Origin of the sequence: Labrenzia sp. R5_0, from assembly GCF_017743835.1 — a bacterium.
GTDB lineage: Bacteria > Pseudomonadota > Alphaproteobacteria > Rhizobiales > Stappiaceae > Roseibium > Roseibium algicola.
In genome coordinates, this window is sequence record NZ_JAGHRK010000001.1 from 988,478 (window position 1) to 1,002,602 (window position 14,125).

Sequence of the window (14,125 nt, forward strand, 5' to 3'; positions counted from 1 at the left end):
GCGAGTTTGTCGGCTCTCTGGTGGGCCGTCATTGCGTCTGGTCTCTATCACGGCGTGAACCCGGGCATGGGTTGGCCGCTGGCGGTGTCGGCTGCCTTGATGGAACAACGCGCGTTGGCCCTGCCGCGTGCGTTGTTGCTGCTGGCGGTCGGGCATCTGGCGGCAATGCTGGTTATTCTCTTGCCTTTTTCGGCAATGATCACGCTGGTTTCCCTGGAACGGGAAATCCGCATTGGCGCCGCTTGTCTGGTGATCGGCATGGGGCTGTACCTGCTGATCGCTGATCGCCATCCGCGCTTTCTGGCCCGTATTTCACCGGCGAAGCTTGGCCTGTGGTCTTTTCTGGTGGCGATCGCTCATGGGGCAGGGCTCATGCTGGTGCCTATCTACCTGGGCATCTGCGCAATGGAGCAGGAGGCAGGCCACGCGGCGGCCGGTGCTCTCATGGGGGCAGATTTGAGGATGGCGTTGCTCGTGGCTGCGGTCCACACGCTCGCCATGGCGCTTGCCGGTGGCCTGCTGGCCATCGGCGTCTATTTCTGGCTGGGCCTTCGGTTCCTGCAAAAGGCGTGGTTCAACCTGGACAGGGTCTGGGCAGCCAGCCTCGTTTTCGTCGGCTTGTTTGCTCTTGTCCTGGCGCTCCGGAGCTGAGCTGCTCATCAGGTCAGCAGATGTGCCTCGAACGGAAACCTCGACAGGGTCTCGATGCCGGTTTCGGTGATCAGGACCTGCTGCTCCAGCTTGACGCCTTCCTTGGCACCATCCTCGCCAATGTAGCTTTCGACACACAGTGTCATGCCCGGTTCCACGACACCGTCATAACCGGCGTCCGGAAAGTCGCCATGGTGATAGAGGTAGGGGTATTCGCCGGTCATGCCGCAGCCATGGGCAGACAGATAGTAACGGTTGGCATAGTAGCGGTCGGGGATGTTCCACGCCCGGTCGGCATATTCCCGGAAGCTCATTCCGGGCTTCAGAATGCCCATGTTGTAGTGAACCTGTTCGTAGGCGACCTTGTAAAGTTCGCGCTGGGTGTCCGTCGGCCGGTCCGGACCGGAGTGGAAGGTGCGTGAAAAGTCGGCATAATAACCGTGGCAGCCGACAACATCCGTATCGAGGGCTATCAGCTCGTTCGCGCCGATGACGTTGTCAGATGTTTCCTGGAACCATGGATTGGTGCGCGCGCCAGCATTCAGCAGCCTCGTTTCGACATAGTCGCCGTTCTGCGCGATGATCGACTTGTGCAGCACTGACCAGAGTTCGGCTTCGGTAAGCCCCGGGCGAATTGCTTCACGCAGCTTGCCGACGCCTATTTCCGTAGCGCGCAACGAAGCAATTACGCATTTCATTTCTTCCGGCGATTTGATCGCGCGCGCCATCTCCACGGGTTGTTGCGCGTCGACCACGTTGAGCCCGGCTTCTTTCAGCGCGATGGCCGTTCCCGCATTAAGCCGTTCCAGCCCCACCGTGGCGTCCTTCAAGCCTGTCAGCTCATGAATGGTATCGGCCATCTCCGCCGCCCAGGCGCGTTCGCGCTCTGCAATATGAGGACCGGCAGCGACAAAGCTTGCGGTTTTCGAGGGGCGAACCTCATCGACGGTTTCATAGCCCTCTCCAAGATGAAGACAGCCGGTGAACTCGAAAAGAATGGAGCGGTTCTGGGTCAGCAGCAGGTAGCGCGACGGGGCATTGCGCATGGAAAAAACCTGCATGTTCCGGGTGCCGGTCGCATAGCGGATGTTGACCGGGTCGGAGAGAATTACCGCATCAACACCATATTCGGCCATCTTCTGCCGCACACGCTGCTGCCGGTATGTGCGCACGGCCACCAGATCAATCCCTTCCACCTCGGGTGCGCGGTCAAGCTGCGCCAGTCCCTGAAGGTCGCTGCGCTCCGCGTGCCAGTCCAGTTCCGCCATTTGTCATCGTCTCCAGTTCAACTGGATGGAATATCGGGCGAGCTTCGATTCTTTAAAAGACTGGAAAAAATCGGGTCATTGGATAACCTCCAGTAATGCAAGCCTATCGAAAATCACTCCCGCCGCTCGACACATTGGTCTTCTTTGAAGCCGCCATGCGTCATCTGAACTTTACAGAGGCTGCCGAAGAACTCTTCGTGACCCAGGCCGCCGTTTCCAAACGCATTCGGCAGCTCGAAGACTGGCTGGGCGTCGACCTGTTTGAGCGGTCCGGCCGCAGGCTTCAGCCGACAGAAGCAGGAACATATCTTGCCGAGAAGACCGGCATGACGCTGGATTATCTGACGCAGGCGCTGAGTGCACTGAAAGTGCCGGAGAGGCCTGTCGTGCGGATTGCGTCTGTGACGGCACTTGCTGCCTTCTGGCTCCAGCCTAAGCTCAAGGAATTTGCACTGTCAGACGAAGCTTGCCTGTTCAATCTGGCAACAGCAGACGATCTGGGAGACCTGCTCAAACCAGAGCACGACCTTGTCATCCTGCACGGGGACGGCCGGTTTCCGGGCTGGCGGTCGGAATTGTTGTTTCAGGAGGTCCTGACACCTGTCGGGATCCCGGAAATTATTGACGCCCTGCGGTCAGGAGGTGGTGGGAAACAGCCGGCGCTTCTCAACTACCCGCGTCTTGCTCCGAACTGGATCGATTGGACAGGCTGGATCCAGCGGACAGGGAGATTGGATCTGAAAGATTGGCCTGTTCAGTCATGTGCAAGCTACAATCAGTCTATAGGGCGGGCCCTGAAAGGACTCGGCATTGCGCTTGGCGCCTTGCCATTGTTGCGGGAAGAGATTTCTTCGGGAAGGCTCGTACCGCTGGAAGGTGCTACGCTCAAGACGGGAATGGGCTATTACATCGCCTGGCCGAACATGCGGCCACTCGGCACGGAGGCCGAGCGATTGAAATCCGCGCTGCTGGAAGCCGGCTGAGGCGTCAGTTCCTCACCACATAGACCGAACATTTCGAATGACGGACGACCCGCGCTGCGTTTGGTCCGAGCAGGAATTCGCTCAGATGGGGCTGGTGGGCACCAATGACAATGAGGTCTGCCCCGGTCTTTTTCGCGACTTCCAGGATTTCCTCGTAAATGGAGCCGGTGGCGACCAGATGCCGGATTTCGCTGTTTCTTTCCGCCCCGAGGACGCTTGAGACCTTCTCGACCAGCTTTTTCTGGGTTTCCGCCACCATCTGACCCTGGAAGTTCTCGTCGAAATAGGAAGCGACAAGATTGATGCCGGCGCTCGGGACGACCGTGATTACATCGAGTTGGGCACCGTCCAGACGGGCGAGCTTGTCGGCCGTTTCCAGAACCTTGGTGTCGTCGACCTGCTGGACGTCGACGGCGCACAAGATGGATTTCGTCATGCCGCTACTCCTTCTTCACGGTTGGTCCGGCCTGCGCGGGCGCGCTGGAGCATGAAGACAAGGGCCAGAAGCAGAAGCCCCGGGATATAGATCAGCTCCTTCGGCAACTGATCCGCCTCGAGGCGAGCTTCTTTAACGACCACGGGTTCGTCGCCGTAGAAGTCGAACGTTCCGAGCTGTTCGAAGTAGGGCGTCCCCGGGAAGGGTTCCTCCAGCTTCAGAACACCGTCTTCTTCGATTGTCGTCAGGCCAAGCGCCTGCAATCTGGCTTCGCCCCCGTCTTCGCTTCCGGGCGTGATCGCAATGCGCGTTTCCATCGTGTTGCCGGTGTCGAAATCCGGACCACTCAGCACCAGACGGATCTCGCTGCCTGCAGGTGCATCGCCAACTGCCTGGACGAAACGGTCCGGCGAGACGATCTCGAACGGAGGCTGGATCCGGTTCATGAAGAAATCCGGACGGAACAGCACGAAGGCGACCAGCACCAGGGCAACACTCTCGTAGATCCTGTTCTTGGTCAGGAAATAGCCCATGGTGCCTGCGGTAAACACAAGGATGGCAATCGTCGCCATGATGAAGACGAGTATGCCTTGGGTCACCGTGACGTCGATCAGGAGAAGATCGGTGTTGAAGATGAAGACGAAGGGCAGGGCGACCGTCCGCAGAGAATAGAAGAATGCCGTGAACCCGGTCTTTATGGCATCGCCTCCTGACACCGCCGCCGCGGCAAAGGAGGCTAGACCCACGGGTGGCGTTACGTCCGCCATGATGCCGAAATAGAAGACGAACAGGTGCACGGCAATGAGCGGAACTATCAGTCCGGATTGCGCGCCGAGTTCGACCACGACCCCGGCCATCAGTGAAGACACCACGATGTAGTTGGCCGTTGTCGGTAGACCCATGCCAAGTATCAGCGACAGGACGCCGACGAAGACCAGCATCAGCACCAGATTGCCACCGGATACGAACTCGACAAGATCTGCCATCACCTGGCCGATGCCGGTCAGGGTGACCGTGCCGACGATGATGCCGGCTGTTGCGGTCGCAAGGCCGATGCCGATCATGTTGCGGGCACCGTCGATCATGCCGTGGACGAGGTCGTTGACGCCCTCCTTGAAGGCTTCGACCGTCTCGTTCTCGCCCCGGAAGATCGCCTTGATCGGACGCTGGGTCAGAAGGATCGCGAAGAGCAGAGCCGTTGCCCAGAAGGCTGAAAGGCCCGGTGACTTCTGCTCGATCATCAGGAAGTAGACGAGCACGACGATCGGAAGCAGGTAGTAGAGACCAGCCTTGTAGATCTGGGAAATATCCGGAAGCGTGATTTCCTTGGCATTGGGGTCGTCCGGATGAAGGTCATCGACGCTGGCAGCCAGTTTCAACAGAGCGATATAGGCAAGGAAAACCAGTAGCGCGAGGATCCACGACGCGCCTTCCGGTACCAGGGCGACAATCCATCCGACCGGGTATTGCACGCCATAGCAAAGAGCGGCAAAGGCCGCGAAAAACACGAACATGCCGATGATCGTGCGCAGGGTTGAAACGGTCTTGTGCCCGATGGTTGGCATGTTCCGCTTAACGGCTTCAAGGTGCACGATATAGACCAGCGCGATGTAGGAAATCACGGCCGGCAGAAAGGCGTGAGTGATCACGTCGACATAGGAAATGCCGACATATTCGACCATCAGAAAGGCGGCGGCGCCCATCACCGGCGGCATGATCTGGCCGTTCACGGAGGATGCGACCTCGACCGATCCGGCTTGTTCAGAGGTAAAGCCGACGCGCTTCATCAGCGGAATGGTGAATGTGCCCGTGGTAACGACGTTTGCGATGGATGAGCCGGAGATGAGGCCGGTGGCTGCAGAGCCGACAACGGCTGCCTTGGCCGGGCCACCCTTCAGGTGACCGAGCGCGCCGAAGGCCATCTTGATGAAGTAGTTGCCCGCACCCGCCTTGTCCAGCAAGGCGCCAAAGAGCACGAACAGGAAGACGAACTTGGTGGAGACACCGAGCGCGATACCGAAGACACCCTCCGACGTGATCCACATGTGGCTCATCGCCTTTTGCAGCGAAGCGCCCTTCCAGCGGATGACCTCCGGGACCCATTCTGAGGAGCCGAAGAAGACGTAGAGCAGGAATACGGTTGCAACGATGGCCATGGCCGGGCCGAGTGCCCGGCGCGCGGCTTCAAACAGGACCACGATACCGGCAAGGGCGAACCACTTGTCGGTGTCGTCGGCCAAGCCGCCGTTGGCAACGATCTTGTCGTAGAAGAAGAAGCCGTAAAGCGAAATGAAGGCGCCGAAAAACGCCAGGGCCCAGTCCTGGATTGGGACGCGGTGTCTCGGGCTGCTCGACAGTGCGGGGTAGGCCATGAATGCCAGGAACATCGCAAACGCCAGATGCACCTGTCGGCTGTTGTTGATGATGTCCGACGGCAGGACGTAGTAGACGATGGGGGAGGCGAGCAGAACCTGGAAGCAGGACCAGATCAGGGCCACGGTGGCGATCATCATCCCGACGGATCCGGCAGGGTTCCTGGACCCGGAATCGGAGGAGGCGACGAGTTCCTGAAGTTCTTCTTCGGATAGTCCCTGTCGTTGGTCCCGTCCGTTCGGCTGGTTCTGTTCAGACATGAAGTTCCCCCGGTCTTCCGGCTGAAGCGCAACGTCGGCATTGCGCTCGGCTGGCACCCGACAGCCACGCAGCCCGTGGCATCTGTTAATTCATTCAAGAAATGCCTTGGCCAAAGTGTCGTTCAATGGGCCGCAGCAGAGAAACGGGCCCGGACATGGTCCGGACCCGAAATGTTGGCAAGGATTAGTTGATCCAGCCCTGTTCCTGGTAGTACTTCGCAGCACCCGGATGAAGCGGTGCGGACAGGCCGTCCTTCACCATTTCTTCCGGCTTCAGGTTGGCAAAGGCAGGATGCAGCTTCTTGAAGGCATCGAAGTTCTCGAACACTGACTTGACCAGCGTGTAGACGACTTCATCGTCCACCTTGGCGGACGTGATGAAGGTCGCGCCGACACCGAAGGTGGTGACGTCTTCGTCATTGCCGCGATACATGCCGCCCGGGATGGTGGCCTTGCGGTAGTAGCTGTTGTCTTCGATCAGCTTTCCAACAACCGGGCCGTCAACGTTCACGAGTTTGGAATCGCACGCCGTTGTTGCTTCCTGAATGGAACCGGACGGGTGGCCGACCGTGTAAACCATGGCATCGATCTGGTTGTCGCAGAGGGCGGCAGACTGTTCTGCAGCCTTCAGCTCGGTCGCCTGCGCGAAGTCATCCGTGGACCAGCCCATCGCTTCCATCAGAACTTCCATGGTGCCGCGCTGACCGGAACCCGGGTTGCCGATGTTGACCCGCTTGCCTTTCAGGTCCTCGAAGGACGTGACGCCGCTATCGGCGCGGGCAACGACGGTGAACGGCTCGGGGTGCACGGAGAAGACGGCTCGCAGGTCTTCGAACGGGCCTTTTTCCTCGAACTGCGAGGTGCCGTTGTAAGCGTGATACTGCCAATCGGACTGGGCAACACCAAACTCCAGTTCGCCTTCACGCACCGTGTTGATGTTGTAGACGGACCCGCCGGTGGATTCCACGGAGCAACGAATGCCATGGTCCTTGCGGCCCTTGTTGACGAGCCGGCAAATGGCTCCGCCGGTCGGATAGTAAACGCCAGTCACACCACCAGTGCCGATGGTGATGAATTGCTCTGCAGAGGCTGCGCCGGTGAATGCGATGCTGGTCGCCATGACGGCGCCCGCAAGGTTCAGTTTCATCATCATTTGACTTGGCTTCCCTTTGTTTGAATTCTTGTGTCCGGCATGGCGATCCACGCTAGACGTTTTCAAATTCGTCGAGCAGACGATTGTGTCTGTCGACCTCCTGGATCCGGGCTTCCGCCTCGGCTCCGGCCCGCGCAACCAGCATGCCTGTAATGGTTTCGATAAGCACAAGCGTGGCTGCGTAAGACGAAAAAAAGTGTGGACTTTCAGTGCGTTGTATGAAGTGGTAATTCGCGAATTGCAACCCTGGAAAGGCGTGGCTGTCGGTCAGGACGATCACCTGTGCACCATTTCCTGCCGCCACTTTTGCCGCGCGTACCGAACGGTGGGCATAAGGGTGCTTGGACAGGACGATGACCGTGTCGGCCGATGTAATGCCGGCAAGCGTACTGCCCAGAGTGGCACCATTGCGCCCGGCAACGACCCACCTGTCATCGAACCACTTGGCCAGATAGGCGAAATAGTCGGTAAAACCTGCTGAGGCGAGGGCGCCTATCAGGATGATCTTGCGGGACTGGCTGAGCCGGTCGACGGCAGCATCCAGAACGGCCGGGTCAATGTCGTCCACCAGTGCCTTGATGTTGTCGATGCAAGCGGAGACCTGGCGTGGCAGCAAAGGCAGGTCGGCATCCGAGCGCAGCTTCCTGGCCTTGTCCTGAAACGTGTCTCGCCCACGGTGGCTCAACTCGTTCCGGGCCTGTTCGCGCAACGCTTCGTAATCAGAAAAACCCAGTGCCCTTGCAAGTCGGGTGTAGCTCGCCGGCGAAACACCACTGGCCGATGCGACCGACCTCAGGCTGCGGGTGGCGATTTCCACCTGGTTTTCCGCAATGTAATCCGCTGCCGTACGCAATGCATCGCTCAGGTCGGCATAATTGGCCGAAATTGCGGTGCGAAGATGGGGCGGCGAAATGGTTTCCATCCGGTTACTGTTCCATTTGTTTTTTACATTGTCAATTTGTGAAACAAATGTTTCGCGTTGAAAACGATCCCTCCCTTTCTACCGGAAATCCCTACGGTTTTGCCCGTCCTGCCAGCACACTCAAGGCAGGAAAATGTCCCTGTCCAAGCGGTTTGACGCGGCGATGACGGTTCTCGGTACCTGCTCAAAACGTCACTGATAAAAATACACGTATAAATTGATTGTTGAAATTATAATACACGTTAAGGTTTTATTAATGATATAATCCATTGGGGGCATTGCGCTTTTCCTGTGACCATAAGGGGAGAGAGACATGACTGACTACACATCGAGAACTTTGGCCACATGTGCCCGGTCGGTGCTGTTGACACTTGCAATGGCAGCTCCGGCAATTGCCGGTGACTTCTTTGAAGTCGAGCCCGGGGTCGATCTCTATTACGAGGATCACGGATCGGGTCTTCCGATCGTGTTTGTTCCCGGTTGGACCTTCACCACACAGGTGTTCGAACATCAGATCGAAGCCTTTGCGAAAGACCACCGGGTCATCACCTTCGATCCTCGAAGCCACGGCCGCTCGACGCTGACACTGGAAGGCAATAACTACGTTACCCAGGGGGCTGACCTTGCAAAGTTGCTTGATCATCTCAAGGTCGAAAAGCCGGTGCTGGTGGGGTGGTCATTCGGTTGCCTGACCACTTGGGAATTCATCAAGACAAGGTCTGTGGATGCTGCGTCCGCCCATATGTGCATCGATCTTTCGCCGACACCGCTAACCGGCAATGACGGCGACTGGGCTGAGGGAAGCGTCGCGGAAATTGCGGAACTTTACAGCGGCATTCAGTCAGCTGAAGGCCAACGCAACGTCATCAACTGGTATGCCGACGAGGTCATGATCGAACAGGACTACACGCCGGAACTGTCCCGCTGGATTGTTGACCAGTCGACCAAGTCGCCACCATTCGTGGCCGCGGCTTATCTGGCAGCCGGAAATTTCAGCAATTACCTAGAGACGGCCAAGGAGGTCGATGCGAAGCTGCCGTCGGCCTTCGTGATCGCCGATCACTGGTCCGACAGTGCCAAGGCCTACCTTGCCGTCCATACGCCCAACAGCTCGGTGCAGGCCTTTGGTGGCCATATGATGTTCTGGGAGTATCCGGACCGGTTCAACAGGGTGCTGGCCGGATTCATCGCACAGATCGAATAAGCTTCAGGCTGAACCATTGAGTAAGTGGCGGGTGAGGCCTTGAAACTTTGCCTCACCCGCCTCTGTTAGGTGACCCAAGTAGAAGGGCTTAAGCAGCCTGCAACGTATAGACCGAGAACCATTTGTTCTCGTCGCTGTCGACGTCCGTGATCTGCCATCCGCCTTCGCGGGCGATGCCTTCGAACGCTTCCTCGCTGTATTTGTGCGAGTTTTCCGTGTGGATTGTCTCGCCCTTTGCGAATGCGACGGTTTCCCCGGCGATGGAGACCTGCTGCTGACCCAGGCTTTCCAGATGCATCTCGATACGGCTTTCGCCCTCGTTCCAGATGGCTTTGTGTGCGAAGGCGGCGAGGTCGAAATCGCCATCCAGTTCCCTGTTGATCCGCTGCAAAAGGTTCTGGTTGAAGGCTGCTGTGATCCCGGCCGGATCGTCATAGGCTTCCTGCAGGACTTTTGCATCCTTTGGCCGGTCCACACCGATAACCAAGCTGGCCTCCGGCATGGCTGAGCGAATGTTCGCCAGGAGTGCCGCTGCCTCGGTTTTCTCGAAGTTTCCGATCGTGGAACCGGGAAAGAAGATCAGCACTGGCAACTCGGGCAGCAACGGCAGTTGTCCGAAGGGCTGTGTGAAATCGGCAGCAACCGGGATTACCGCCAATGACGGGTATGCGCGGCGCACCCGTTCGGCAGCAGCTTTCAGATGATTGGCTGAAATGTCGATCGGCATGTAGACGGACAGGTCCGGGAAGGCATTCAGCAACAGGTCTGTCTTGCGGCTGGACCCGCTGCCCAGTTCGACCATCGCTCCGCGTGCGCCCGGTAGACGGCGATATTTCCTGGCATTCTGTGCGAGGATCGAGATCTCCGTTCGGGTCGGATAATAGGCATCCAGTTCGGTGATTGCTTCGAACAGATGTGACCCGACATCGTCGTAGAGCCATTTGCTGCTGATCGCCTTCTGGTCCTTGAGGAGACCGGAGAGGATGTCGTCGCGAAACATATCCGACTGGTTCTCGTCCGTTTGGTTCTCGGGAGAAACATGCTTGGTCATCATTGATCTCCCGCCAGCCTCAGGCCGAGCATCTGCCAGCGTTGGTGTGGATAGAAGAAGGTGCGGTACGACGACCGCAACTGTTCCTTCGGGGTCGCGCAGGACCCGCCGCGCAGCACCATCTGGTTGACCATGAACTTGCCATTGTATTCGCCAATGGCCCCCTCGGGTGGTCGGAAACCTGGGTAGGGACTGAAAGCGCTGCTGGTCCATTGCCAGACATCGCCCCAAAGGCCGGGTCTGCGGCCAACAGGCTGAAAGGCCCCGCTTTCCAGGAAATTGCCTTCGATCGGGGTCGGCTCTGCAGCGGCTTCCCACTCTGCTTCCGTCGGCAACCGGCGACCTGCCCAGCGGGCAAAGGCTTCCGCTTCGTAGTAACTGACGTGGACAACCGGTGCCGCAAGATCAACCGGTCGTGGTCCCTGCAAGGTATAGGTCCACCATTGACCGTCCTGCTGCCACCAGTAGAGGGGGCTGTCCCAACCGTTCTTCTCTCGCACGGCCCAGCCTTCCATCAGCCAGAGCGTTTGGGTTGAGTAACCACCATCTTCCATGAAGGCGATCCACTCACCGTTTGTTACGGGACGATCCGCAAGACGATAGGGCTCCAGCCAGACCTTGTGACGTGGCCCTTCGCAGTCATACGCAAAGCCGGTCCCGTCGTGGCCGATTTCGAGAAGACCACCGTCGTAGGAAACCCATTCGGCGGTTTCAACCGCGCTGACCGGTGCCGGTTTTGGCTCGACATAGGCAGGCAGCAGCGGATTGAAGGAAAACGCATGGAGGAGATCGGTGACCAGCAGTTCCTGATGCTGCATCTCATGATGACAGCCGAGGGTAATCAGCTCTTCAAGCTTGTCCTGTTCGAGCGAAAAGGCGTTTCGGGCAACTCCTTCACGCAGGGCGTCTTCGACATGTGAGCGGTAGTCAAGCACGTCGGCGGCGCTGGGTCGCGAAAGCAGGCCCCGTCTCGACCGGGTATGTCTCGGGCCGGCTTGTACATAGTACGAATTGAAGAGCACGGCGAAACGATCATCGCGTGGCTGATAGCCAGGCAGCGAAGGCTTCAGGATGAATTCTTCGAAGAACCAAGTGGTGTGTGCCATGTGCCACTTGGGTGGGCTGGCATCCTCCATGGATTGCAGCCCCATATCCTCCGGACTGAGGGGGGCGGCGAGAGCAAGTGTCTGTGCCCTGACCCGATCAAACAGGTCGGTAACGGCGGAAAGAGGCGCTTCATGCGTCCGCTCATCCAGCAATGTCATGTCAATCCCTCCACGCGGGAACCGGCTGCTGTGCCTCCAGCCGGACCTGTGTCTGCCACCAAGCGACTTCTAGGTAGGCAGCGAACGGGGCATTCCAATGTCGGAAATTGCACCGGTCCTGTGCACAAATGCGCGATCAAGGCACTTGGTTGCGTATTGTTGATAAAAAGAAACATTGTTGAGACTAATCTTCAATCGATTGGATCGGGTGCGGAAAGTCACCAAGTCGTTGAGAGTGATGGAAGTTTTGCGTTTTGCCTTCCTGTAGATCAGGTGTGACCGTCGAAACCCATCCTAAAAAACAGCTACTGACAGGGTGTGTCAGGAGTTGCTGCAACCAGAGTTCACATTGATGTGAGGGAAGCGAAAATCGCTTCGTGTCAGCTTGAAATGACCCTTCGCAGCAGCGCCACACTGCCTGTCTCGCGCGGCATCCGTGTTTTCCTGATGAACTTCACTTGACTTATTCGGACGGCCGTCCTAATTCGTCAATAGGTCACTTGTCCTAATGAATGATGCGGAAATACGAAGGGAGATGGATATGGTTGCGGCAGGCGAGACACGGCGTCAGATCGTGGATGCGGCGGACAGCCTTTTCTATGCCCAAGGTTTTACGCAGACGTCCTTCGCGGACATTGCCGCAGCGGTCAAAATCTCGCGCGGCAACTTCTATTATCATTTCAAGACCAAGGACGAGATCCTCGATGCCGTGATCGAAAAGCGTTTGTCGGATCGCAGAGAGCTGCTTGCCAAATGGGACGAGACGGCGGATGAAGCACGGAAACGGATTGATTGTTTTATCCGGATCGTCATCGTCAACCAGGCGAAAATCATGGCTTACGGCTGTCCCGTCGGTACGCTGACGACGGAGCTGGCAAAGATCGATCATCCCTCACGGGACAAGGCCAACGAGATCATGGCCCTGTTCGGCGACTGGCTTGAAACACAGTTTCGCGAACTCGGCTGCGGTGAGAATTCGCGGGACTACGCCATGCATGTCCTTGGCTGGAGCCAGGGTGTCGCGACACTCGCCCAGGCATTCAAGGACAAGGCCTATGTCGAGCGTGAAGTCTCGAAAATCCTGAGCTGGCTGGACGGCGTCATTGCCGGGACACAGCAGAACAAGATCCAGTAACTCGCCTTTGCCTTTCGTAAAAACCTACATGGAGAATGACATGTTTGTCGTGACACTCACCTTTGCTGACAAATCCCGGGCAGGCGAACTCATGGAAGGCCACAAGGCCTGGATCCAACGCGGGTTCGAGCAAGGATATTTCCTGATGGTCGGCAGCCTGCAGCCGAACCGCGGCGGCGGGATTATAGCGCACGGCGCTAGCCTGGAAAAACTTGAAGGATTTGTTGCCGAAGACCCTTTCGTTGCTGAAGGTGTCGTAACGGCCGAAATTCTGGAAATAACACCTGCGCGGTTCGATGATCGCCTGGAGTTTTTGGCTGCCTGATCGCGGATCATGATGCAGTAAGATGTTCATGAGGGACGGGGCAGGTTGCCAGTGACGGGTTTTTGGTGGCACATCGATCTGGAATGACTATCGATGGACATGGGACCGTGCTTTCAGACAGCGCGGATCCGGGAGGACGCCACATGCTCGAACTCAAGGGATCCATTCCCGCCCTTGTCACACCGTTCAGGGACGGAAGCGTTGACATCGAAGCGCTGGAACGTCTCGTTGAGTGGCACATTGCCCAGGGCAGCGACGGGCTGGTTGCTGTCGGGACAACGGGCGAAAGCCCGACTGTCTCCAAGATCGAGCATAAGGACGTCATCAAGCGGGTCGTCGATCTCGTGGCCGGCCGCATTCCGGTTGTTGCCGGGACTGGCTCCAACGCAACGGCACAATCCCTCGACATGCTTCAGCACGCTGAAGCCGTTGGCGCAGATGCGGCGCTGGTCGTGACGCCCTATTACAACAAGCCCAACCAGGCAGGCCTGCTCAGCCACTACAAGGTTCTCCACGACAACAGCGCGATCCCGATTATCCTTTACAATATCCCGGGCCGGTGTGTGATCGACATATTGCCGGAAACCATGGCCGAGATGGCACGCTGGCCGCGGATTATCGGCGTGAAAGATGCCACCGGCAGCATGGAGCGGGTCAGCAAGCAAAGGGCACTTTGCGGCAAGGCTTTCATGCAGTTCAGTGCAGAGGACGCCGCCGCACTGGGTTTCAACGCCCATGGCGGGCAAGGGTGCATTTCAGTGACCGCCAACGTGGCTCCAGGCCTTTGTGCCGAGTTTCAGAGCGCATCACTTGCAGAAAACCTCGAACTTGCCCGGGAGTATCAGGACCGCCTGTTGCCGCTCCACTCCGCGATGTTCCTCGAGCCACCCGCAGCCTGCGCCAAATACGGCCTGTCCAGACTGGGGCTTTGCCACGAAGATGTCCGCTTGCCGCTGACACCGGTGACTGAGGCAACCCGTCGCGAGATCGACAAAGCCATGGAAATCGCAGGTCTGCTCTAGAGCCTCTGCTCGTTCGCCGTACACTTTGTGGCTGGAAATCGCTTTCCGCGCGATTGGTTATCTGAAGCGCCCCGAGC

Annotated in this window: 13 protein-coding genes; 6 read left to right on the plus strand and 7 right to left on the minus strand. The window is 58.0% G+C overall.

Going from position 1 to position 14,125, the window contains the following annotated elements:
• Positions 1–66: 66 nt before the first annotated feature.
• Positions 67–651 carry a hypothetical protein gene (locus tag J7447_RS04575; protein ID WP_286189055.1) on the plus strand — a complete coding sequence of 195 codons (585 nt, stop codon included), beginning with the start codon at positions 67–69 and terminating at the stop codon, positions 649–651.
• An 8-nt stretch (positions 652–659) separates the two neighbouring features.
• On the opposite strand, the gene J7447_RS04580 is transcribed toward J7447_RS04575, so the two are convergent.
• Entirely contained in the window at positions 660–1,919 is a 1,260-nt protein-coding gene (locus tag J7447_RS04580) for a Xaa-Pro peptidase family protein (RefSeq protein WP_209168926.1), read from the minus strand.
• Between the two features lie 95 nt (positions 1,920–2,014).
• Here J7447_RS04580 and J7447_RS04585 point away from each other — a divergent pair, with 95 nt between their 5' ends.
• Entirely contained in the window at positions 2,015–2,902 is an 888-nt protein-coding gene (locus J7447_RS04585; RefSeq protein WP_209168928.1) for a LysR family transcriptional regulator, read from the plus strand.
• 4 nt (positions 2,903–2,906) lie between these two features.
• On the opposite strand, the gene J7447_RS04590 is transcribed toward J7447_RS04585, so the two are convergent.
• The 4 genes from J7447_RS04590 to J7447_RS04605 form a co-directional block, all read right to left on the minus strand.
• A complete protein-coding gene (locus J7447_RS04590) occupies positions 2,907–3,338 on the minus strand; it encodes a universal stress protein (RefSeq protein ID WP_023000227.1) in 432 nt (143 codons plus the stop codon).
• Positions 3,335–5,971, minus strand: a complete 2,637-nt coding sequence (locus J7447_RS04595) for a TRAP transporter permease (protein ID WP_168687847.1) — start codon at positions 5,969–5,971, stop codon at positions 3,335–3,337. The genes J7447_RS04590 and J7447_RS04595 overlap by 4 nt, the downstream gene beginning before the upstream one ends.
• A 184-nt stretch (positions 5,972–6,155) precedes the next feature.
• Entirely contained in the window at positions 6,156–7,124 is a 969-nt protein-coding gene (locus tag J7447_RS04600) for a TAXI family TRAP transporter solute-binding subunit (RefSeq protein WP_023000225.1), read from the minus strand.
• Between the two features lie 52 nt (positions 7,125–7,176).
• Positions 7,177–8,046, minus strand: coding sequence for a MurR/RpiR family transcriptional regulator (locus J7447_RS04605; protein ID WP_055659167.1), 870 nt, complete (start codon positions 8,044–8,046; stop codon positions 7,177–7,179).
• A 313-nt stretch (positions 8,047–8,359) separates the two neighbouring features.
• Between J7447_RS04605 and J7447_RS04610 the strand changes: the two genes are divergently transcribed.
• A complete protein-coding gene (locus tag J7447_RS04610) occupies positions 8,360–9,250 on the plus strand; it encodes an alpha/beta hydrolase (protein WP_077290300.1) in 891 nt (296 codons plus the stop codon).
• An 88-nt stretch (positions 9,251–9,338) separates the two neighbouring features.
• Here the strand turns inward: J7447_RS04610 and egtD are convergent, their stop codons facing one another.
• Together egtD and egtB are read right to left on the minus strand one after the other, a co-directional pair.
• Positions 9,339–10,301: an L-histidine N(alpha)-methyltransferase gene (gene egtD / locus J7447_RS04615; RefSeq protein ID WP_031269029.1), complete on the minus strand. Its 963-nt coding sequence runs from the start codon at positions 10,299–10,301 to the stop codon at positions 9,339–9,341.
• Positions 10,301–11,566 carry an ergothioneine biosynthesis protein EgtB gene (gene egtB / locus J7447_RS04620; RefSeq protein ID WP_209168930.1) on the minus strand — a complete coding sequence of 422 codons (1,266 nt, stop codon included), beginning with the start codon at positions 11,564–11,566 and terminating at the stop codon, positions 10,301–10,303. The genes egtD and egtB overlap by 1 nt, the downstream gene beginning before the upstream one ends.
• Positions 11,567–12,107: 541 nt before the next feature.
• Between egtB and J7447_RS04625 the strand changes: the two genes are divergently transcribed.
• From J7447_RS04625 to dapA, 3 genes are all read left to right on the plus strand, one after another.
• A complete protein-coding gene (locus tag J7447_RS04625) occupies positions 12,108–12,701 on the plus strand; it encodes a TetR/AcrR family transcriptional regulator (protein ID WP_209168932.1) in 594 nt (197 codons plus the stop codon).
• A gap of 40 nt (positions 12,702–12,741) precedes the next feature.
• Positions 12,742–13,026, plus strand: a complete 285-nt coding sequence (locus tag J7447_RS04630) for a YciI family protein (protein ID WP_077290298.1) — start codon at positions 12,742–12,744, stop codon at positions 13,024–13,026.
• 143 nt (positions 13,027–13,169) lie between these two features.
• Positions 13,170–14,048, plus strand: a complete 879-nt coding sequence (gene dapA, locus J7447_RS04635; RefSeq protein ID WP_077290297.1) for a 4-hydroxy-tetrahydrodipicolinate synthase — start codon at positions 13,170–13,172, stop codon at positions 14,046–14,048.
• The last annotated feature ends 77 nt before the right edge of the window (positions 14,049–14,125 follow it).

Bases quoted from the DNA above. Each gene is read 5' to 3' on its own strand.
- J7447_RS04575 (WP_286189055.1), top strand. From the start codon at position 67: ATGGGTTGGCCGCTGGCGGTGTCGGCTGCCTTGATGGAACAACGCGCG.
- J7447_RS04580 (WP_209168926.1), bottom strand. From the start codon at position 1,919: ATGGCGGAACTGGACTGGCACGCGGAGCGCAGCGACCTTCAGGGACTG.
- J7447_RS04585 (WP_209168928.1), top strand. From the start codon at position 2,015: ATGCAAGCCTATCGAAAATCACTCCCGCCGCTCGACACATTGGTCTTC.
- J7447_RS04590 (WP_023000227.1), bottom strand. From the start codon at position 3,338: ATGACGAAATCCATCTTGTGCGCCGTCGACGTCCAGCAGGTCGACGAC.
- J7447_RS04595 (WP_168687847.1), bottom strand. From the start codon at position 5,971: ATGTCTGAACAGAACCAGCCGAACGGACGGGACCAACGACAGGGACTA.
- J7447_RS04600 (WP_023000225.1), bottom strand. From the start codon at position 7,124: ATGATGATGAAACTGAACCTTGCGGGCGCCGTCATGGCGACCAGCATC.
- J7447_RS04605 (WP_055659167.1), bottom strand. From the start codon at position 8,046: ATGGAAACCATTTCGCCGCCCCATCTTCGCACCGCAATTTCGGCCAAT.
- J7447_RS04610 (WP_077290300.1), top strand. From the start codon at position 8,360: ATGACTGACTACACATCGAGAACTTTGGCCACATGTGCCCGGTCGGTG.
- egtD (WP_031269029.1), bottom strand. From the start codon at position 10,301: ATGACCAAGCATGTTTCTCCCGAGAACCAAACGGACGAGAACCAGTCG.
- egtB (WP_209168930.1), bottom strand. From the start codon at position 11,566: ATGACATTGCTGGATGAGCGGACGCATGAAGCGCCTCTTTCCGCCGTT.
- J7447_RS04625 (WP_209168932.1), top strand. From the start codon at position 12,108: ATGGTTGCGGCAGGCGAGACACGGCGTCAGATCGTGGATGCGGCGGAC.
- J7447_RS04630 (WP_077290298.1), top strand. From the start codon at position 12,742: ATGTTTGTCGTGACACTCACCTTTGCTGACAAATCCCGGGCAGGCGAA.
- dapA (WP_077290297.1), top strand. From the start codon at position 13,170: ATGCTCGAACTCAAGGGATCCATTCCCGCCCTTGTCACACCGTTCAGG.